This window comes from Pantoea sp. MBD-2R (assembly GCF_039134845.1).
Lineage (GTDB): Bacteria > Pseudomonadota > Gammaproteobacteria > Enterobacterales > Enterobacteriaceae > Erwinia.
Genome location: NZ_CP152417.1, coordinates 2301820 through 2320270, shown reverse-complemented (window position 1 = coordinate 2320270; position 18451 = coordinate 2301820). Strand labels below are relative to the sequence as shown.

The 18451-nt window shown below is 49.7% G+C and carries 15 protein-coding genes and 1 pseudogene; 12 read left to right on the top strand and 4 right to left on the bottom strand.

The window, feature by feature from the left end; all coding sequences use genetic code 11:
• Position 1: 1 nt before the first annotated feature.
• The 3 genes from citX to AAGQ96_RS10620 are packed head-to-tail and all read left to right on the top strand — an operon-like array spanning position 2 to position 2911.
• Positions 2-553 (top strand): citrate lyase holo-[acyl-carrier protein] synthase, encoded by a 552-nt coding sequence (gene citX, locus AAGQ96_RS10630; RefSeq protein WP_147197877.1) that lies wholly within the window; start codon positions 2-4, stop codon positions 551-553.
• Positions 525-1457: a triphosphoribosyl-dephospho-CoA synthase CitG gene (gene citG, locus AAGQ96_RS10625; protein WP_342755495.1), complete on the top strand. Its 933-nt coding sequence runs from the start codon at positions 525-527 to the stop codon at positions 1455-1457. Before citX ends, citG begins: the two co-directional genes overlap by 29 nt.
• Positions 1448-2911, top strand: a complete 1464-nt coding sequence (locus AAGQ96_RS10620; RefSeq protein WP_342755494.1) for an anion permease — start codon at positions 1448-1450, stop codon at positions 2909-2911. Before citG ends, AAGQ96_RS10620 begins: the two co-directional genes overlap by 10 nt.
• A 54-nt stretch (positions 2912-2965) precedes the next feature.
• Here AAGQ96_RS10620 and AAGQ96_RS10615 read toward each other — a convergent pair whose 3' ends face one another.
• Positions 2966-3394, bottom strand: coding sequence for a hypothetical protein (locus tag AAGQ96_RS10615; protein ID WP_342755493.1), 429 nt, complete (start codon positions 3392-3394; stop codon positions 2966-2968).
• Positions 3391-4092 (bottom strand): annotated as a pseudogene (locus AAGQ96_RS10610) (hypothetical protein). The gene AAGQ96_RS10615 and the pseudogene AAGQ96_RS10610 overlap by 4 nt, the downstream one beginning before the upstream one ends.
• Before the next feature lie 303 nt (positions 4093-4395).
• Here AAGQ96_RS10610 and AAGQ96_RS10605 point away from each other — a divergent pair.
• The 9 genes from AAGQ96_RS10605 to mqo all read left to right on the top strand — a co-directional run bounded on the left by AAGQ96_RS10605 (position 4396) and on the right by mqo (position 12910).
• Positions 4396-5862: an NAD(P)/FAD-dependent oxidoreductase gene (locus AAGQ96_RS10605; protein ID WP_342755492.1), complete on the top strand. Its 1467-nt coding sequence runs from the start codon at positions 4396-4398 to the stop codon at positions 5860-5862.
• Entirely contained in the window at positions 5859-6341 is a 483-nt protein-coding gene (locus AAGQ96_RS10600; RefSeq protein WP_342755491.1) for a hypothetical protein, read from the top strand. Before AAGQ96_RS10605 ends, AAGQ96_RS10600 begins: the two co-directional genes overlap by 4 nt.
• Positions 6338-6910 carry a peroxidase-related enzyme gene (locus tag AAGQ96_RS10595; RefSeq protein ID WP_342755490.1) on the top strand — a complete coding sequence of 191 codons (573 nt, stop codon included), beginning with the start codon at positions 6338-6340 and terminating at the stop codon, positions 6908-6910. Before AAGQ96_RS10600 ends, AAGQ96_RS10595 begins: the two co-directional genes overlap by 4 nt.
• A gap of 3 nt (positions 6911-6913) precedes the next feature.
• Positions 6914-7651 (top strand): amino acid ABC transporter ATP-binding protein, encoded by a 738-nt coding sequence (locus AAGQ96_RS10590; RefSeq protein ID WP_342755489.1) that lies wholly within the window; start codon positions 6914-6916, stop codon positions 7649-7651.
• A 17-nt stretch (positions 7652-7668) separates the two neighbouring features.
• Positions 7669-8484, top strand: a complete 816-nt coding sequence (locus AAGQ96_RS10585) for a transporter substrate-binding domain-containing protein (protein WP_342755488.1) — start codon at positions 7669-7671, stop codon at positions 8482-8484.
• A 33-nt stretch (positions 8485-8517) separates the two neighbouring features.
• Positions 8518-9222, top strand: coding sequence for an amino acid ABC transporter permease (locus AAGQ96_RS10580; RefSeq protein WP_342755487.1), 705 nt, complete (start codon positions 8518-8520; stop codon positions 9220-9222).
• A 12-nt stretch (positions 9223-9234) separates the two neighbouring features.
• Positions 9235-9927, top strand: coding sequence for an amino acid ABC transporter permease (locus AAGQ96_RS10575; RefSeq protein ID WP_147197856.1), 693 nt, complete (start codon positions 9235-9237; stop codon positions 9925-9927).
• A gap of 91 nt (positions 9928-10018) precedes the next feature.
• Positions 10019-10981 carry a LysR family transcriptional regulator gene (locus tag AAGQ96_RS10570; protein WP_342755486.1) on the top strand — a complete coding sequence of 321 codons (963 nt, stop codon included), beginning with the start codon at positions 10019-10021 and terminating at the stop codon, positions 10979-10981.
• 279 nt (positions 10982-11260) lie between these two features.
• Positions 11261-12910 carry a malate dehydrogenase (quinone) gene (mqo, locus tag AAGQ96_RS10565; RefSeq protein ID WP_147197851.1) on the top strand — a complete coding sequence of 550 codons (1650 nt, stop codon included), beginning with the start codon at positions 11261-11263 and terminating at the stop codon, positions 12908-12910.
• Positions 12911-12975: 65 nt separating this feature from the next.
• Here the strand turns inward: mqo and AAGQ96_RS10560 are convergent, their stop codons facing one another.
• Together AAGQ96_RS10560 and AAGQ96_RS10555 are read right to left on the bottom strand one after the other, a co-directional pair.
• Positions 12976-15441, bottom strand: coding sequence for a hypothetical protein (locus tag AAGQ96_RS10560; RefSeq protein WP_342755485.1), 2466 nt, complete (start codon positions 15439-15441; stop codon positions 12976-12978).
• A 14-nt stretch (positions 15442-15455) separates the two neighbouring features.
• Positions 15456-18173 (bottom strand): hypothetical protein, encoded by a 2718-nt coding sequence (locus AAGQ96_RS10555; protein WP_342755484.1) that lies wholly within the window; start codon positions 18171-18173, stop codon positions 15456-15458.
• Positions 18174-18451 lie beyond the last annotated feature (278 nt).

Genomic DNA, 18451 nt, shown 5'->3' with positions numbered 1-18451 from the left:
CATGTACCTGTTCCCTGATAAAGCCAGCCACCATGTTGTTTCGATCCCCGAGCTGCTCGCCAGCCGCGATGCGCGACAGGCCAGGCAAAATGCATGGCTGGCGGGCTATCGCGTACCGCTGATCTCGTTCACCGTGGTGGCGCCCGGTCCGGTTAAAGACAGCGTATTAACCCGCAGGATTTTTAATCACGGCGTGCTTGCGTTGCATACCCTGGCAAAACGGTCGGGCTGGGTTATCAGAGAACAGGCGGCGCTTGCCACCGCCAGCGGGCCGGAAGCGCTGTTTGCCATCAATACCCCGGCACGCAGGATCAAGCTGGCCACCATTCAGCTTGAACAGCAGCATCCACTCGGCCGGTTATGGGATATCGATGTGCTGAGCGCGGACGGCGGGATCCTCTCCCGCCGCGATTTCTCTCTTACAGCACGACGCTGCCTTTTGTGTTCACAGAGCGCGGCGGAATGCGGCCGTGCACGCACCCACACGCTGACCGATTTACTGATTCGTATGGAGGATTTGCTGGATGATGCCGATCGCCACGCGCAATACTGATGCTTTTGAAAAACTGATCCACGCCTGGTGTGACCTCGCCTGGCGAGCGATGATCGCTGAGGTTAACCTGTCACCAAAGCCCGGGTTGGTGGATCGCTTCAACTGTGGTGCACATCGGGATATGGCGCTGGCTGATTTCCATAACAGCGCTGCCGCCATAGCTGACTGGCTGCCGCGTTTCGTCAGCTATGGCGCATCCAGCGCGAAACGACCGGAAGGAGATGTTTTGCCGGGCTTGCGTGCGCTGGGTATGGCCTGCGAAACCGCGATGTTTCGTGCAACGGCAGGGGTGAATACGCATAAAGGCACCATTTTTTCCCTCGGGCTAATCTTCGCCGCACTGGGCCGTCTTTATCAGTCTCAGCAACCCCTGACGGCAGAAACGATTTGCGCTACGGTTGCCGCGTTTTGTCAGGGTTTAACCCAAAGAGAATTACAGCAGAATAACCCGCAGCGCACGGCTGGGCAGCGTCTTTATCAGCAGTTGGGACTGACCGGCGCGCGCGGAGAAGCGGAAGCCGGTTATCCGCTGGTCATTCGTCATGCGTTACCGCATTACCGGGCGTTGCTGGCGCAGCATCTCGATCCGGAACTCGCCCTGCTTGATACCCTGCTGCTGCTGATGGCGCTGAATGGTGACACCAATGTCGCATCCCGTGGCGGTGCGGACGGCCTGCGCTGGCTTCAGCAACAGGCAAAACGATTGCTGCGCAACGGCGGTATTCGCACATCCGCCGATCTCATTCATCTTCAGCAGTTCGATCGGCAGTGTATCGCTCGTCATCTAAGCCCCGGCGGCAGCGCCGATTTGCTGATTGTCACCTGGTTTCTCGCTCACCTTTCGCAAGTTATTCCTCAACCTGACTTCCCCAGGATCCCTACGGAGAATCACTCATGTCTTTAACCAAAGATAATATATGGAAGTTGCTGGCCCCGCTGGTTGTAATGGGCATTATGTTTTTGATCCCGGTGCCGGACGGCATGCCGCCGCAGGCCTGGCACTATTTTGCCGTATTTGTGGCGATGATTGTCGGCATGATCCTTGAACCGATCCCGGCCACGGCGATCGGTTTTATTGCCGTTACGATCTGCGTTATCGGCGGTAATTTTCTGTTATTCGATGCCAGTGAACTGGCCAATCCTACTTTTCATGCGGGAAAAGAGGCGCTGAAATGGGGGCTGGCCGGATTTTCCAGCACCACGGTCTGGCTGGTCTTCGGTGCGTTCATCTTCGCTTTGGGCTATGAAGTGACCGGCCTTGGCCGCCGTATCGCGCTGTTTCTGGTCAAGTTTATGGGGAAACGGACCCTGACGCTGGGCTATGCAATCGTCATTATCGATATTTTGCTGGCACCCTTTACCCCCTCCAATACCGCGCGTACCGGCGGCACGGTATTTCCGGTGGTTAAAAACCTGCCGCCGCTGTTTCAATCTTTTCCTAACGATCCTTCCGCACGGCGTATCGGCGGTTATTTGATGTGGATGATGGTTATTGGCACCAGCCTCAGCTCCTCCATGTTTGTCACCGGTGCGGCGCCTAACGTGTTAGGCCTTGAGTTTGTTCATAAGATCGCAGGAATACAAATCAGCTGGTTGCAATGGTTTCTCGCCTTTTTGCCCGTCGGTTTGATTTTGCTGATCGTAGCGCCCTGGCTCTCTTACGTGTTGTATAAACCCGACGTTACCCACAGTACTGAAATCTCCAGCTGGGCCGGTAACGAGTTAAAGGTGATGGGTGGCCTGACGCGTAAAGAGAGGACGCTGATTGGCCTGGTATTGTTGAGCCTGGGTCTGTGGGTGTTCGGCGGCAAAGTGATTAACGCCACCGCGGTGGGCCTGCTGGCGGTCTCGCTGATGCTGGCGCTGCATGTAGTGCCGTGGAAGGATATCACGCGTTATCACAGCGCCTGGAATACGCTGGTCAACCTGGCTACGCTGGTGGTGATGGCTAACGGCCTGACCCGCTCCGGCTTTATCGACTGGTTTGCCAACACCATGAGCACGCATCTGGAGGGCTTCTCACCGGATGCGACGGTGATTGTATTAGTGCTGGTGTTCTATTTTGCACATTATCTGTTTGCCAGCCTTTCGGCGCATACGGCCACCATGCTGCCGGTGATCCTGGCGTTAGGTAAAGGCATTCCGGGCGTACCAATGGAACAGCTTAGCCTGCTGCTAGTGCTTTCCATCGGGATTATGGGCTGTCTGACGCCTTATGCGACCGGGCCTGGCGTGATTATTTACGGCTGCGGCTACGTGAAATCCCGTGATTACTGGCGTTTGGGCGCAATATTTGGGGTGATTTATATCTCACTGCTGCTGCTGGTCGGCTGGCCGATCCTGGCGCTGTGGAATTAAGCGTTTGGGGACGTCGCGTTTGCATGACGTCCCCGTTTATTTAAGCCAGCCTGTTCAGAACTGCGGTGAATTATCCACTTGCACTGTCACCGCATTAATTTTCGGCACAACGCTAACGGTTATCGTTTCTCCGGGATCGCTCCCACGCCAGCACTCTCCTTCTACGGAACAGGTGTCTTGTTTTACGTAGTGTCGAGAAATCAGGTAAGCATTTATCTTGCTGGTGTCAGTCGTTCCAAAGAATATAACCGAATAGATAAGTGACCCTGGGCCTGCCACATTATAAAAATCGAATTCATAATTTGCAGATACTCTTGGGATTTTCTTCAGAATGTCAGGCGTGTAGTATTCATACTCTTTTTTATTTTCTTCGGTATAGTGCGCGCTACCCGCCAGTTCCATTTTTATCACTGGCCATAAATAAGCAAATATAGCGGCTATAACGATAATGAGAGCAAGCGTGATTTTAAACGGCTTTCTCATATAATGAGATCCTTCTGCTTTCCACTTTGGATAAAAGAACCGTCCATGCTTGCAATAGCTACATTTCCAGAACTCCAGTCATTGTAAGGTTTAATGGTTTGCATAAAATCGGGAAGCTCGCCTGTACGTGGCCTTGAGCCAGGAAATCGCTCTGGGTCCGGGAATAAAATTGGCTAAAAATTTTCATTTTTCCAGGAACCGATTTTGCCGTAATAATCCCAGCGTTTGAGTGCTTCCTCTTTGCTTACCGGCCGCAGGACAGAAAAAGGATCCTTAGTTGACATTACACGATAAAATCCCAATAGATCAGAAACAAGATCCTCACCACTAAATCCACTGTCAGTCACCATATTGTTAGGGAATGTGCTCTGAAATTTTTCAAAGCGCCCAGCTAACGTTATCATCATTGCCAGCGCAATGCTTTTACACTCCTGATAAGAGCGCCCCTTACGAATACGCCATTTTATGAATTTACCTACTCGAATGACTTGATAGGGAGAGACCATAGACTGAGCATAAGTAATATCGTAATAAAGTGTACTGGCTGCTTCACCCTGCTTAAATTTAGCCATAAGTATTCTTATATCATCTCCTCTTGCATGACCAGGATCGATCCACCCCAGTACTTCGGTATACACTAATCCACCTCTGGCCGTAGCTGCCCGTGCGCCATCGATTATTTCATTACGTTTACTCATCCTTAAGATTTCCTTGTCGTTTACACCCAAATCGCACGCTACGGTGCAAATTTGTACAAATCAAGCCCTTATATCATTTCCAGCATAAGATATAAGAAATCCATAGGGCAATAACTGACCTGCGACCTTGACTCTTATCGGGCCGAAAAGGATGATTCAGGCCTCACTCGCTACCATGCATTAAGTTGATACTCAACGCTAAAGCATGCGTTTATGTGATAGTAAAACCTTGTGGATTTTGCGTCTTTTATGGCCGGATGTTCACCGGGTATCAACGTCAGGCATCAGTCAGGGATCTGGATCATGACAAATACGGCATCAACGCCCGCGACCCGCAGTCTTGCCGCTCTCGAAGCGCGACTAAAACAGGATCTCGAACTCCTTGAGCTGCCCGCCAAACCCTGGGTGCCGTCGCGCACTCACCATGATGCGCCGGTGCGCGACGTGGTGGTTATTGGTGCAGGGATGTGCGGTCTGGCAGCGACGGCAAAGCTGGTATTAACCGGTATCGATAACGTTGTTGCTTACGACGCGGCATCCGCCGGGCTTGAAGGGCCGTGGGTCACTTTTGCCCGCATGGAGACGCTGCGTTCGCCAAAAAGCCTGCACGGCCCGGCGCTGGGTCTGCCACAGCTGACCTTTCGCGCCTGGTTCACCGCGCAATGGGGCAACGAGGCCTGGCAGGCGCTGGATAAAATCCCGAAAAACCAGTGGATGGACTATCTGGTCTGGTATCGCAACGTATTAAATCTGCCGGTGCGCAATAATGTCCGCATGACCCGAATCGAAGCGGTTGACGACCTGATTGCTATTGATTTAGAAGGCGCGGAAACAGGTCGGGTACTGACCCGCCATCTGGTGCTGGCGACCGGCCGTTCCGGCCTGGGCGGCTTTGCCATCCCTGACTTCCTGCAGGGTATCGATCGCGCTTACTGGGCGCATTCCGCAGATGAGATCGACTTTGCCGCACTGAAAGGAAAACGCGTGGCGGTCATCGGTGCGGGCGCATCGTCTATGGACAATGCCGCGACCGCGCTGGAAGCCGGTGCAGGATCGGTGGATATGCTGATCCGTCGTAAAGCGATGCCGCGCATCAATAAAATGACCGGCATCGGCAGCCAGGGCGTGGTTCACGGTATGCACCAGTTGCCCGATGCGTGGAAATGGAAGTTTGTGGATTATACCGCTTCGACACAGACACCGCCGCCGCGATCGTCCACCCTGCGCGTCTCGCGGCATCCCAATGCCCGCTTCTTTCTCGACTGCGGCATCAAGGCGGTAACACAGGAAGAGGATCTGCTGATCCACACCACTCAGGGCGACATGCGCTACGACTACCTGATCGCCGCCACCGGTTTTACCAATACCTTTACCGGTCGCCCGGAATTTGCCTCACTGGCACCGCATATCCGCAGCTGGGCCGATGGTCGCTATACGCCGGAAATGGGGCCAGCGCGCACGGCTATGCTGGAGGCGCCGGACCTTGGCCCGGCTTTCGAATTCCGTGAGCGTACGCCGGGCGCCTGCCCGATGCTGTCCCGCATTCACTGCTTTAATGACGCCGCCATGCTGACCCACGGCAAAGTCTCTGGTGATATTCCGGCAGTGAGCGCCGGTGCCGATCGCCTGGTGCGCGGTATTACCGCCTCGCTGTTTGCCGGGGATGTGGCAACGCATTTCGCCAGCCTGATCGCTTACGACGTGCCGGAACTTCAGGGCGACGAATGGACTGACTCAACCCCTTTGCTAAAACAGGAGAACGCGTTGTGATTGACGCTATTGACCAGGCTGCTGGTCTTTCACCGGATGATGCGCTTTATCAAACGCGACGCTTTCGCCCGGAATTTGTGCAGGGCGCGGAACAATGCCGCCAGTCCGTGCTGCAACCCGAAAACGATGCGGGGCTCGCTCATGAATTACGCATTGCGCTGGCTCGCCGCATGGCTCTGCTGAACAACGACCCGCCGCTGATTGCAGAATACGACGCGCTGCTGGCTGCGCTGTCGCCAGGCGAACAGCTTCTGGCGCTGGCAAACGGCGAAAAGGGGCTGAGCAGATTATTTGCCGCCCTCGCCCGGCACGTGGATTTCATCACCCTGACCCCGGACCGCGCCCAGGCTGAGGATATTCGGCTGCTTGAGAAAGCAGGCCTGAACAACGCACAGATCGTGGCGCTTTCAGAGCTGATCGCCTTTATTAATTTCCAGACGCGCGTCGCCGCTGGCCTGCGCCTGATGAGGTCTGCATGATCCCACAAGTTAGCCTGAAGCCGCTTAGCTGGCACCCGCATATCAAGCCGGTCGAGCTGGAATCGGCCACGCCAGACCAGCTCGCCGCGATGAAAGTCACTCCTTCCAACAAGAAGGTATCGGAATATGTGCGCACGCTGGCGCACGACCCGGAAAGCTACGTGGCCCGCACGGTACTGTTCAACGCCATCATGTATGTCGACGGCGGCCTCGATCGCGCCGACCGTGAGCTGGGTGCGCTGAGCGCTTCTATCGTTAACGGCTGCAAATATTGCGCGGTGGTCCACGCCCGCCGTCATGCGCAGCTAAGCAAAAGTAATCAGGTCGTTAGCGCGCTCTGGTTCGATAAAACAGAAAAACTCAGCCCGCGTGATGCCGCCATCGACCGTTTTGCTCGTCGCCTTTCGGTGACACCGTCACAGGCAACGCCGGAAGATATTGCTGCATTACGCGTTAACGGTATGGACGATCGTGAAATTATCGACCTGATCCATGCCATTTCCATCTTCGGTTGGGCTAACCGTTTGATGCACGTTCTTGGTCACGCCACCGCGGTAAAAGGAGACTGAGCCATGCTTGAACTCAATGATATAACGCTTTCCTACGGCAACACGCCGATTCTGAAAGGCGTCAACCTGACGGTAAATCGCGGCGACGTGGTGTCGATTATCGGCCCGAGCGGCACCGGCAAAACCACGCTGTTACGCTGCATTAACTATCTGGCTAAGCCTGCATCCGGCACGATTGTTTTTGACGACATCCGTATGGATTATCAGTCTGTGGATAAAGCCGCCGTCCAGGCCATTCGTCTGCGCACCGCAATGGTATTTCAGCAGTTCAACGTCTTTAAAAACATGACGGTGATTGAAAACGTCATGGATCCGTTAGTTGTCGTGCAGCGTAAATCCAAAGAGGAAGCGCGGGAAATTGCCCGTCAGGAGCTGGATCGCGTTGGCCTGACTGCCAGGCAGGATCACTACCCGTCACAGCTTTCAGGTGGACAACTTCAGCGTACCGGCATTGCCCGCGCGCTGGCGGTTCGGCCTGACGTGATCCTGTTCGACGAACCCACCTCCTCGCTGGATCCTGAGCTGGTCGGCGAAGTGCTGAAGGTCATTAAAGACGTGACCTCTTCAGGCATTACCTCTTTGCTGGTCACGCACGAGATGCAGTTTGCCCGCAGCATCTCTAACCGCATTGTGTTTATGGATCAGGGCGTGGTTGCCGCACAAGGCAGCCCGGCTGAAATTTTCGATAACCCCGCCGTTCCACGACTGGCTCAGTTCCTCAGTTCTGAGCGCGTAATCTAATAAGAGGAAATAAGACTATGCCTGCAATCAAAACGTCATTACGTCGCGGTGCCGTTGTTCTGGCTCTGTTAGCGCCATTCAGCTTTGCCCAGGCCGCTGACAGCGCCGTTCGCACCATCAAAATTGCCACCTCTGCCGAATCCAAGCCGCTGTCATGGGGCGCTATCGGCGTGGAGCCGCAGGGCTACGAGCCGGACGTGCTCAGAGCAATTAACGCAAAACTGCCGCAGTATAAATTCCAGATGGAAGGCGCAGCGGATATCGCCCAGGAAACGGGCCTGGTCACCGGGAAATACGATATGGCGACCGGCGGCTATTATAAAGCCCCTGCCCGCAGCAAACAGTTCCTGATCCCGGACAGCCCAATCGGCGCCAGCCTGATGAAAATCTACAGCCGCAAAGAGAGCACGATTAACGGTATGAAGGATCTGGTGGGTAAAAACATCGTGCCGGTGACCGCTGGCGGTGGCGTTTATAAATTCGTTAATCAGTGGCAGCAGGATAACCCAGGCGAAAAAGTGACGATCAAAGCGTCCAGCGCCGGCATTCCTTACCCGGACCGTCTGAAAGAAGTCCAGAGCGGCAAATACGATGCGCTGATCCTGCCTTCCAACCTGGGCGAACAGACCGTTATCGACAATCAGAAACTGGCCATCAAAGCGAGCGAGCCGGTAGCCGTCAACAACACCTACGTACTGATCCATCGTTCTGAGAAAAACAACGCGCTGAACGATGATGTCAATAACGCGCTAAAAGCGCTGAAAGCCGACGGCACGCTGGATAAGCTTTCGCAGAAATGGTTTGGCGAAGACGTTGTTAAATACATGAAGTAATCGCCCGTCCGTGGGCTTGTTCAGGAGCGTTTCATGCACCTTTCTTCCATGATCCCCGAGCTGCTTTCAGCATTACCGCTGACGCTGGCGATTATGTTTGTTGCCCTGATCGCCGGCTTTATGCTGGCGCTGGTGACGACCGCGCTACGCGTGCGGCGGATCCCGGGGATTAGCCAGCTGGCCGATCTCTACGTTTCCTATGCCCGCAGCGTGCCCGTTGTCCTTCAGCTGTTTGTGGCATTTTATGGTTTGCCGTTAATCACCGGCCTGTTTGGCGTGGACGACTTTCTCTCGGCGACGACGGCGTCGATGGTTGGCTTAAGCTTCTATCACGGCGGTTATCTGTCCGAAGTGATGCGCCCCGCCTTTCTGGCCGTCGAGCGCGGCCAGCACGATGCCGCCGACAGCCTGGGCTACGGCTTCCGGCAGAAAATCACCCGCATCATCGGACCACAGGCGGTACATATTGCCCTGCCTGGCTACGGTAACGCGGTAATTTATCTGATCCATAATGTGGCGCTGGTGATGTATATCGGCGCGGCCGACGTGATGGCGACCGCACACTTGATTATGGAACGGGACTACAACCAGTATCAGTTCGGCACCTATCTGGTGCTGGCGGTGATCTACTCGCTGCTGTGCCTGATTGCCTGGCTTGTTGTACGTTTCTTTGAGCGTCGTCATGGGAAATACGTTTCCAAAACGGCACCGGCGAAAATCAAGTTTGGCAGCCTCTGATGGAGAAATACGATGTTTGATCTTGAGGTTTTGCTGCCGGATTTCTGGAGCATTCTTGACGCGGTACCCGGCACGCTGGCGATGGCGTTAACCATTTTTATGTTGTCGACCCTCACCGGCGGTCTGTTTGCGTTTATCGAGCACAAACGCATCCCGGTGCTGCGTCAGCTGGTGATTGCTTATAAAGTGGCGTTCAAAGGCGTGCCGATGGTGGTGGTGATTTTTCTGGCCTACTACGGCCTGCCGCCCGCGCTGCATTTTGTCGCCTCACGGGTGGGCATTGAGGTAAATGCGCACTCATTGCCGAACTGGGTGATTATCGTGGTTGCGCTCACCGCCTGCGTGGCGGCGTTTCAGGCCGAGGTGGTCAAAGGGGCACTGAATTCATTCGATCAGGGTCAGGCGGATGCCGCTCATTCGCTGGGCTATACCGGCGGCCAGCTGTTCCGGCGGGTTCTGTTTCCGCAGATTATCGTGGCGGCCATTCCCGATTTAGCCAATTCATTTATGGTGATCATGAAGGCGCTGTCGCTGGCCTTTGCCATTGAGGTCGTGGATATCTTCGCGCAGGCGCAGCTTACTGCCGCGTTGAATTTCTATTATCTTGAAGCCTTTGCGGTTGCCGTGGTGTTTTATATGGTGATAGCCTGGGTGGTAACAAAAATCGCTGATAAAATCGAGGCGGCGCTCCGGGTCAGAACCTGAAGCGGCAAAACAAACCTCCCTTGTGGGCGGTTTTTTTCGGCATTTCCCGCTGTCAGCGGGGGGTGCCTGACAGTCAGGAAACGTTCACCGGATGACCACCTTACACGATCTGGATCTACGCCAGCTGGAAGCCTTTGCCGCAGTGATTTCTGCGGGCAATATTACCGCCGCCGCGAAAGCGTTAGATCGCTCGCAGCCGGCGGTTTCGCGCCTGATTCAGGAGCTGGAGCAGTCGCTCGGCTACCTGTTGTTTACCCGTAATGGCCCGCGCATTCACCCCACCGAAGAAGCGCTACAGCTCCATCAGTATGTGCAAAAAGCGCTGCTTTCCTTGCAGCAAATCCGCCTGCGGGCGCAGGAAATCGGTCAGCAGCAACACCGCCCTTTGCATATTGCAGCCACGCCAGCCTTAGCTGCCGGTCTGCTGCCGCAGGCGCTGGCAACGTTAGGGTTGCAGAATAAAGTGCATATCATCAGTGAATCCGCTGAGCAAACCGCGCACGCGGTGATCAGCGGCGAAGCGGATATCGGTTTGTGCAGCCTGCCGCTGGAGCATCACGCGGTGGATCTGCACTGGATTGGGCAGTCGCGTTGCGTGGTGGCACTGCAACAGGACGATCCGCTGGCGAAAGAAACGTATATCACGCTGAATTGCCTGGCTGGCCGCAGGCTGATTGCGCCGTGGAATCCGCTGCGTTTGCGCGGCCGCTTTGAAAAGGCACTAAAAAAACTGAAGGTGCCGCCGCACGAAACCATCGAAACCAACTCCTCAGCTAACATTCTTGCCTGCGTCAGAGCGGGACTCGGCGTGGCAATCCTTGAACCGGTTACGGCCTGGGGCATGCCGCTTGAAGGCGTGACAATTGTCCCGCTGGAAGAAGACATTCCCTATTTCTTCGGCGTGATCACGCCACAAGGTCGCCAGCTGTCGCTTGCCGTGCAGTCATTGATCGCTGCGCTGGAGACGGCAGCGGAACAGCTGCTCTCTTCTTTCCAGCGCCTGCCCGCAGCTGAACATCCCAGGGTGATGCGGCTGCTGAATCAGGAAGACTGAGCGGGACAGATCGACATCAATCCTCAGTGGTACTGATTACGCTTAACGAAACCACAACAATCATGCGGATTTAAGACCTTGTAATTAAGCTATAATTGCGCCGCTTTCGTTAAATTGTAAAAATTACCCCTGTCAAAACCCCATTTGTAACTAATTAAACTTAATTATGACATTTTTTAGTTATGTAACTAAAAATACATGCCCTTGTAAGTAACAATAATTTAATATTTACAACCACTTTTTAACTAATGTCAAATTCAGACTTGTAGACCACCTGCCATGACTAAAACTAAATTATTCCCGACCCTTTCGCTAACGGCCTTACTGGTTAGTTCGGCCCTTCATGCTGAGACCACACCAGAGAAAACTGACGTGCTGCTGATTGGCGGCGGCATCATGAGTGCTTCTTTAGGCACCTTGCTGGAAGACGTGCAGCCAGACTGGAAACAGATCATGGTTGAGAAACTCGACGGCGTTGCGCTGGAGTCTTCTAACGGCTGGAATAATGCCGGTACTGGTCACTCAGCGAACATGGAACTGAACTACACGCCAGAGCGTGCAGACGGTACCATTGACGTGAGCAAGGCGCTGGAAATCAATGAAGCCTTTATGATTTCCCGTCAGTTCTGGACTTCACAAGTTAAAAGCGGCGTGCTGAATAACCCGCACTCCTTTATTAACTCAACCCCGCACATGAGCTTTGTCTGGGGCGATGCTAACGTGGAATATCTCTCCAAACGTTACGCTGCGTTGCAGAAAACCACACTGTTCCAGGGCATGAAATTCTCTACCGATCAGGATCAGATTAAGCAGTGGGCGCCGTTGATTATTGAAGGCCGCGATCCTAAGCAGAAAGTTGCGGCAACCTGGACGCCAGTCGGCACCGACGTTAACTACGGTGAGATCACCCGTCAGCTGGTGGGCAGCCTGAAGAAGAACGATAACTTCAAGCTGGAAACCTCTTCTGAAGTGACCGAATTCAAACGTAACGGCGACAACTCCTGGCACGTAACGATCAAAGACACCAAAAACGGCGCAGAACGCACCGTTGATGCGAAATATGTCTTTATCGGTGCTGGCGGCGGCGCGCTGAAGCTGCTGCAAAAAACCGGTATTCCTGAAGGTGACAACTACGCGGGCTTCCCGGTCGGTGGTTCATTCCTGGTGACGGAAAATCCAGAAATCGCTAACCGTCACGTAGAAAAAGTGTACGGTCAGGCATCCGTCGGCGCACCACCAATGTCGGTTCCGCACCTGGACTCCCGTACGCTGGACGGCAAGCGCGTTGTTCTGTTTGGGCCGTTCGCGACCTTCTCTACCAAGTTCCTGAAAAACGGTTCACTGTTTGATCTGCTGAGCACCACTACCACCAGCAACGTGATCCCTATGACACACGTAGGTCTGGATAACTTCGACCTGGTGAAATACCTGGTGGGTCAGGTCATGCTGAGCGACGACGACCGTTTCGCCGCGCTGAAAGAGTACTACCCGGACGCGAAGAAAGAAGACTGGAAACTGATCCAGGCTGGCCAGCGTGTGCAGATCATCAAGAAAGATGCGGATAAAGGCGGCGTGCTGAAACTGGGTACAGAAATTGTGACCGATCAGCAGAAAACCGTGGCTGCCCTGCTGGGTGCCTCTCCGGGTGCTTCTACCGCGGCTCCAATCGCTATCAACGTGATGAAGAAGCTGTTCCCTGAGCAGTTCAACTCGCCAGCATGGCAGGAAAAGATCCGCAACGTGGTACCAAGCTACGGCCAGACGCTGAACGGCAACACCGCGCTGACCCAGAAAGTGTGGGATGACACGGCGGCGACTCTTCAGCTGACCAAGCCACCGGTGATCAACATGCCTGCACAGGAACCTGCGCAGTCAACCATCACCGGGCAGGCTGATAAGACGCCAGCTAAGCACGATATGGCGCTGTAAGTTCTCTTTCGCATCTGATGATGCAGTAAAGATAAAAACCGCTGGCCCGCAAGGCCAGCTTTTTTTTATCCGTTCCCAGATCGCTTTTCTGCCAGCCCTTTTTTTATTTCATTAAGTGCGACTGATTCATCATGATCAAAACGGTAAATTCGCCCGTTTTCATTTATTCGAGCCACCATTCGTAATGCCCGCTCATCATCATAATGAAACGTATTGATGAGGGTGGAAAACAGATGATAAAACTCGTTCCTCATATCAGTGACAAATATACCAGGATCATCGGATCCCATAGCGATTAGCATTGCCGAGTCGCCCTCAAAAGATCGACAAGGCACTTGCATCCAACGAAAAATATGATGTTCGCTGATCGAACTATAGTGACTAATTCTTACATTACTTGTAGGAAGTGTTTCAATAACAACCTGCCGTTTTGCGACGAGTGACTGAACATACTGCTGTGCTTTAATAAGTACTTTTGCCGAAAAGAAATTGATTTTGAACTCTTTTTTCAGCTCGTACCGGGCAATTACGTCCTCTTTAAACCATCGGCTGCAAAGATACTCGAGGGCATGCTTGTCCACCTCCTTTGCTCTTTTCAACTCATCCCTCTGCCAGCCAATATATCCCGTGGAGGTATTTAATATAAAGTCTTGAACGATATCGGGGTACAAATCACGCGCCAAAAAGAACTTTTGTAATATATCTAAACTGACCGAACGCTCAAAGATGGTTTCGGAAATTTTGTTTATTTCAGCTTCAATATGCGGTAAGGGGAAATCATTGTTTGCATCTTCCAGAGCAATTTGACGAATAAACAGCAGATTTTCTAACCATTGCCCCTGTTTTAAATAAAGGACTTCCGGCACCTGAGACAGCCATAGATGGGGATCAATACCAATGGCAGTGGCGTGCCCCAATCGATCACCATTTTTCAAATCCAGTAGAGTTACCGCTTCATATACCGCACGTATGCCGCTTAGTAGATGTTCAAAATCTTCCCCAACATGATAGGTAAAGTTTTTTATCCCCTGCCTACGGCAGTTGCGATACAAAACAGAGAAGACTTCAGGAGGAGCTTCCAATTCATTTGCAGCCGCATCGACTCCGGTAATTATCTTACGTAGATTAGGATGTTTTTCAAATAAATTAAATAATAATAAACTACTATTATGCAATTCGTTGCGAAGAGTATAAAAATGAGATTCTTTTTTGTTATCCCAAGATTTTTTAATGAAGTGCGCAACCAGCCTTAACGTGGGTCTAACGAATTCGCCAATATCCCTTGCCAAATCATTTAGATCGCCATGGTAGGCATGGTACTCTTTTCCCTGCGCATAATTAATAAATCCCTTCAGAATTGAACCAATCAGTTCTTCATTTTTATCGTGTGTGCTTTTCGGTGCAAATCGCCCTTCCAATGTGACAAGATCTGGGCGACCAAAACATGAAGGCCCATGCAACTGATAAAATCGAGCCGTATAGTCCTTTTCGTAAGATTCACGGATGCCGTCGTCTGCAAACTTTTGAAACTGATCAAATCCATATTGATCGTCGCGCTGTACCAAAACTCGCTGGAAGCTGTTCATACACAAGATATATAACAGATAACAGGCATCCATTTTATCGGACCCTGATTTTTTCAATAGTCGTAAAACGTCTACGTGGAAATGAATCTCTTCAATATGTGACCACTGCCATTCTCCAGTGAAATGCGAAGATTCAAGTGGGAAAGCAGAAACGGCCGTGTCATAAAAATTGTCATTTCTTAATGCTCTGCAAACAGAATCCTTCTGCTTTTGCAGGCATTGTTCTGGGTGAGCGATCCAAGTTAATAATAGCTCACGCAGGTTTCGAGCGATATTAAGTAACCTTTCATATTTAGTAGGATGATCAAAGACAGGTGTGGCGGCATACAACAGCTGTACCCTGTCTGCTATCCATTTTTCCTGCAAATCCTTCACAATAGCATTGGGAAATAGCAACGAAAAATGCCACATTAACTCAAGCGAAGTCGTCCCATTTAGGTGCATATGGGATTCATGCAGACCCTGCTGCTGGATATAATCTTCCACTCGCGGATGATAAGGCGCAATGAGTGTGCGGAAGCCAAGTAATTTCTTTAACCACGCCAGCCGATCGAAAGGTGTGCGTAAGCTTTCATCCATTTCCTCAGCCTGGTAAGCAATAACCGGCAATCCAGACTGATTTGCCAGCCATCCCTGCCACTGATCGAAACGATCCTGCCTGACTGAAATTCGCCGAAGATCGGCGTCCAGATGAAAACGCGCAACTTGGGCTAACAGCGCCCGGCTGAGTGAGTTCTCTTCCTTTTTCCTGTTCTCAAGATTCTCCCAGTGGCCATGAAACACCTGATCCGAATACTTAAAATGACGGCGATGCCAGCTTGCATAAGCTATTTTCTTAATTTTTTTTAAATTTAATGGTTTTCCTTCAGACAATACTTCAGGCAGAACGGTGCCAAGGTACTCATATAAGGCGGGTTCTGAAAGTAAAAAAGGATTAATGAACATATAGATGTATCCTTTTATTTATTTTTGCTGTTTTTTATGGCGGGTGTAGGATTGTTTTTTTTGAAAGCACCCATGATGGGTAATGCTGAAATTATTAAGCTGGACGGTTCGCTTTTTTCTGCAACTTCTATAAAGTCATCAGTGTTATCCATGAGGGTAATTACGGTATCATAGAGGTCAGTTTTTAATGTACCATTCCCATCCAGATAACCACCTAAGAAAGGCCACAGTAATGGGCAATTTATAAGACCCCATGTAAATGGCAAATTATTTTTAAAATCAATACCCGACAATTTATTTATGTTAACAATAAGTTCAACTGGAGATGTATTGGTATTTTTCGCATTCTTGATGGCTTTTCTAAAACTTTGATTGACGTTATTTCTATAACGACATTCTTCAATTAAAGTAGAATTAATTATAGTCCAGATAAATCTGGAAAAAACAACACCCAAAGTAACATCTAATTTTTTAGAATCATTATTCTTATGATAAAAAACTTTACCTCCACAACTTTCAGAAATAAGATTGAGCGTGTAATGTATTCGCGCCCAAATCTTGCCAATTAGCAAAGAAGAGAAAGTAGTTTTAGGCTGTTTATCTATCCATTTTTTTAGCAAGTCTTTCAGTTTCTCTTCGTTTCTATGATCTAAGGTAATAAGAGAACTATTCTTGATTTCCTCCTCATCGTCGTATAATCCTTCATCACTGCCTTGTGTCTTACCATCAAAAAAGGTGGGGTATGTGTAGGTCTGTAATGCAGCCAGGCTATCATTTCTTTCTTCATTATCAATGCTCGACAATTCCGCCATCGAAGCTAACAAAGAATATGCAGAAATATAATCCCGCCCCTCCGTTGAGGTAGTAATATGATGAGATGATATTAAAATAGTTTCCGTTGCGATATAATCATGTAAATCCCAAGAAGAACTGTGGTTTTCTGTGAAATTTTTGTACAAAGAACTCAGGCTGGCAAATCTTGTGTTACTTTTTTGATTTATTGATGGTATTAAATCAAAATCAGAAGATATAAATCCAGAACTCTTTCTCCGTGGTGTTCTTAATACCCCAGATATTATCGCCAAATCATTTGAATTAGGATTATATTGATCGAGAATAATCGGGCTAAAATGTGATGCAATGCTGATTATTCTGTCGTTGCGGTTAAGACCAATATAGCTGAGATAGTTCTCGAATGTTTGCCCTTCCTTTAGCCTTTGGCTGACATAGGTCATAAAAATGTTGGCGGCGCCACCACCCACCAGCATGCATTTTATGGCATTGCTGATGGAGTTAGCATTGCTTAATTCAGAAAAAACCTCGGCGATAGCGGATGAGAAGTACAGCTTGCTGGCATTGTAGCTGACCTGATTCCTGGTACTGTCCGGCCGTGCATAGAACCCTGTTTCAAGCTCATCATGATTGTATAACAGTTTAAATAATTCATAACCCAACGTATTTATTTGCGACCTTTCATTTTCGAGATTATTAATATGAATATTTTCATCCAGCAGCGAACCAATAAAAATATTGCCTATCGACTTTTTCAGGCTACTTGCAGTAAAACATTTAAATTCAGTGTGGAACGCAGCATCTTCAATCTGAGTTTTTAAAAACTGCAATACCGACCGCACAGGCTGATTAATTAAGAAATCGATATGCGCTTTTAGTTGGGATTGATCCAGCTGCAATGATTCAGATAAAATAGTATGCAACAACTTCTTCAGATCAAGGTTGTTGCTTTTAACACCTGAAATATCCAGCAAACCTTGGTGGGAAATCGTTATATTTTTGCTTAGAAGGATGTCTGAAAATTTCCTTAATGATACTCTTTGCTCTACAGGAAAAACCTTAGTAAGATATTGTTGCTCAAGCTCTTCGGCCAGTTCGCCATTTCTTTTTCCGAAAGAAGTAGAATGCCCCGTTGATAACTCAACTGATTTTTTCATTCTGACTAAATGACTATAAAGTTTTAAATCCCCGGAAATAATAACGGCTAAACGCGGGTGGGTAAAATAGCATCGAATAACCTCCAACACTTCATAGGCTTTATCGGTCTTGGTGTCCACATCATCAATGGCAATGACAAATAGTTTTATATTAAATTCTTCAGATAGAATATTGATAAAGTTATGAAAATGGCGCTCGAGATTTTGTCCACTTGTTGATTTACGCAGTGCTTTGTTTAAAAACCAACCGGTGTCATTTTTTGAATTATGAGAACTTGAATTAAGAAGATTTAATCCCTGATCCATCTCTTCCAAAGCCTGGCTAACACGTTGATTTAAAACTTCATCACGACAACAAATTAATTTATCAAACACCAGCTCATGAAATTTAGCAATAATATCAACCAATATATGCTGATGCGTTTCTACCAATGTCGGATCAATAAAAGCAACGGGAACGATTTTGTTTTCGTCGCTTCTATCCTCCCACAAATCATACAATATCTCCCTCATAAAGGTTGTCTTGCCTGCTCCACGCTCCCCATTAACAAAGATAGTATTATTTCTATGTGGAACGCTCAAATCTTGGAAAAGCGTATTATTTTCAAGTACAGCCTCACTACTAATGTTTCTTTTAGCAAAAGAATTCAGTAAAGACTTTGTCTTCCCCATTGCATCGAATTGGAGCAGCACGGCTTTTTCAGATTGTCGTTGTTTAGAATTGCGGGTTTTGCTGCTGCTGAGAGAATCGTTTAGATCTATTATAATTTCTTTATCTGCCATTTTTTTTCTCATTTAATAAAGGTTTTTTTTCATAGTTTAAAAGCGCTGTCGTGACAGGCTGTTTTTAGCCATGCAGCGACAATATCACTTTCTAAAGATAAGCAGGGCATCAAAATTTTGTAAATGATATTTATATTGCGACATTTATTAAAAATAGCAAGAGCTATTTCATTCCCTCATGTTATTTCTCCTTGCGAAATAACATCCAGATCAACACCAAAATAAAGACTATCGTCTTCTTCCTCTGATAGATATCTTTAGCTGAACGATAATTAATT

Coding starts and splice junctions, on each gene's coding strand:
- AAGQ96_RS10575 (WP_147197856.1), top strand. CDS start 9,235: ATGTTTGATCTTGAGGTTTTGCTGCCGGATTTCTGGAGCATTCTTGAC.
- AAGQ96_RS10615 (WP_342755493.1), bottom strand. CDS start 3,394: ATGAGAAAGCCGTTTAAAATCACGCTTGCTCTCATTATCGTTATAGCC.
- mqo (WP_147197851.1), top strand. CDS start 11,261: ATGACTAAAACTAAATTATTCCCGACCCTTTCGCTAACGGCCTTACTG.
- AAGQ96_RS10580 (WP_342755487.1), top strand. CDS start 8,518: ATGCACCTTTCTTCCATGATCCCCGAGCTGCTTTCAGCATTACCGCTG.
- AAGQ96_RS10560 (WP_342755485.1), bottom strand. CDS start 15,441: ATGTTCATTAATCCTTTTTTACTTTCAGAACCCGCCTTATATGAGTAC.
- AAGQ96_RS10595 (WP_342755490.1), top strand. CDS start 6,338: ATGATCCCACAAGTTAGCCTGAAGCCGCTTAGCTGGCACCCGCATATC.
- AAGQ96_RS10570 (WP_342755486.1), top strand. CDS start 10,019: ATGACCACCTTACACGATCTGGATCTACGCCAGCTGGAAGCCTTTGCC.
- AAGQ96_RS10585 (WP_342755488.1), top strand. CDS start 7,669: ATGCCTGCAATCAAAACGTCATTACGTCGCGGTGCCGTTGTTCTGGCT.
- AAGQ96_RS10620 (WP_342755494.1), top strand. CDS start 1,448: ATGTCTTTAACCAAAGATAATATATGGAAGTTGCTGGCCCCGCTGGTT.
- AAGQ96_RS10605 (WP_342755492.1), top strand. CDS start 4,396: ATGACAAATACGGCATCAACGCCCGCGACCCGCAGTCTTGCCGCTCTC.
- AAGQ96_RS10555 (WP_342755484.1), bottom strand. CDS start 18,173: ATGGCAGATAAAGAAATTATAATAGATCTAAACGATTCTCTCAGCAGC.
- citG (WP_342755495.1), top strand. CDS start 525: ATGATGCCGATCGCCACGCGCAATACTGATGCTTTTGAAAAACTGATC.
- AAGQ96_RS10590 (WP_342755489.1), top strand. CDS start 6,914: ATGCTTGAACTCAATGATATAACGCTTTCCTACGGCAACACGCCGATT.
- citX (WP_147197877.1), top strand. CDS start 2: ATGTACCTGTTCCCTGATAAAGCCAGCCACCATGTTGTTTCGATCCCC.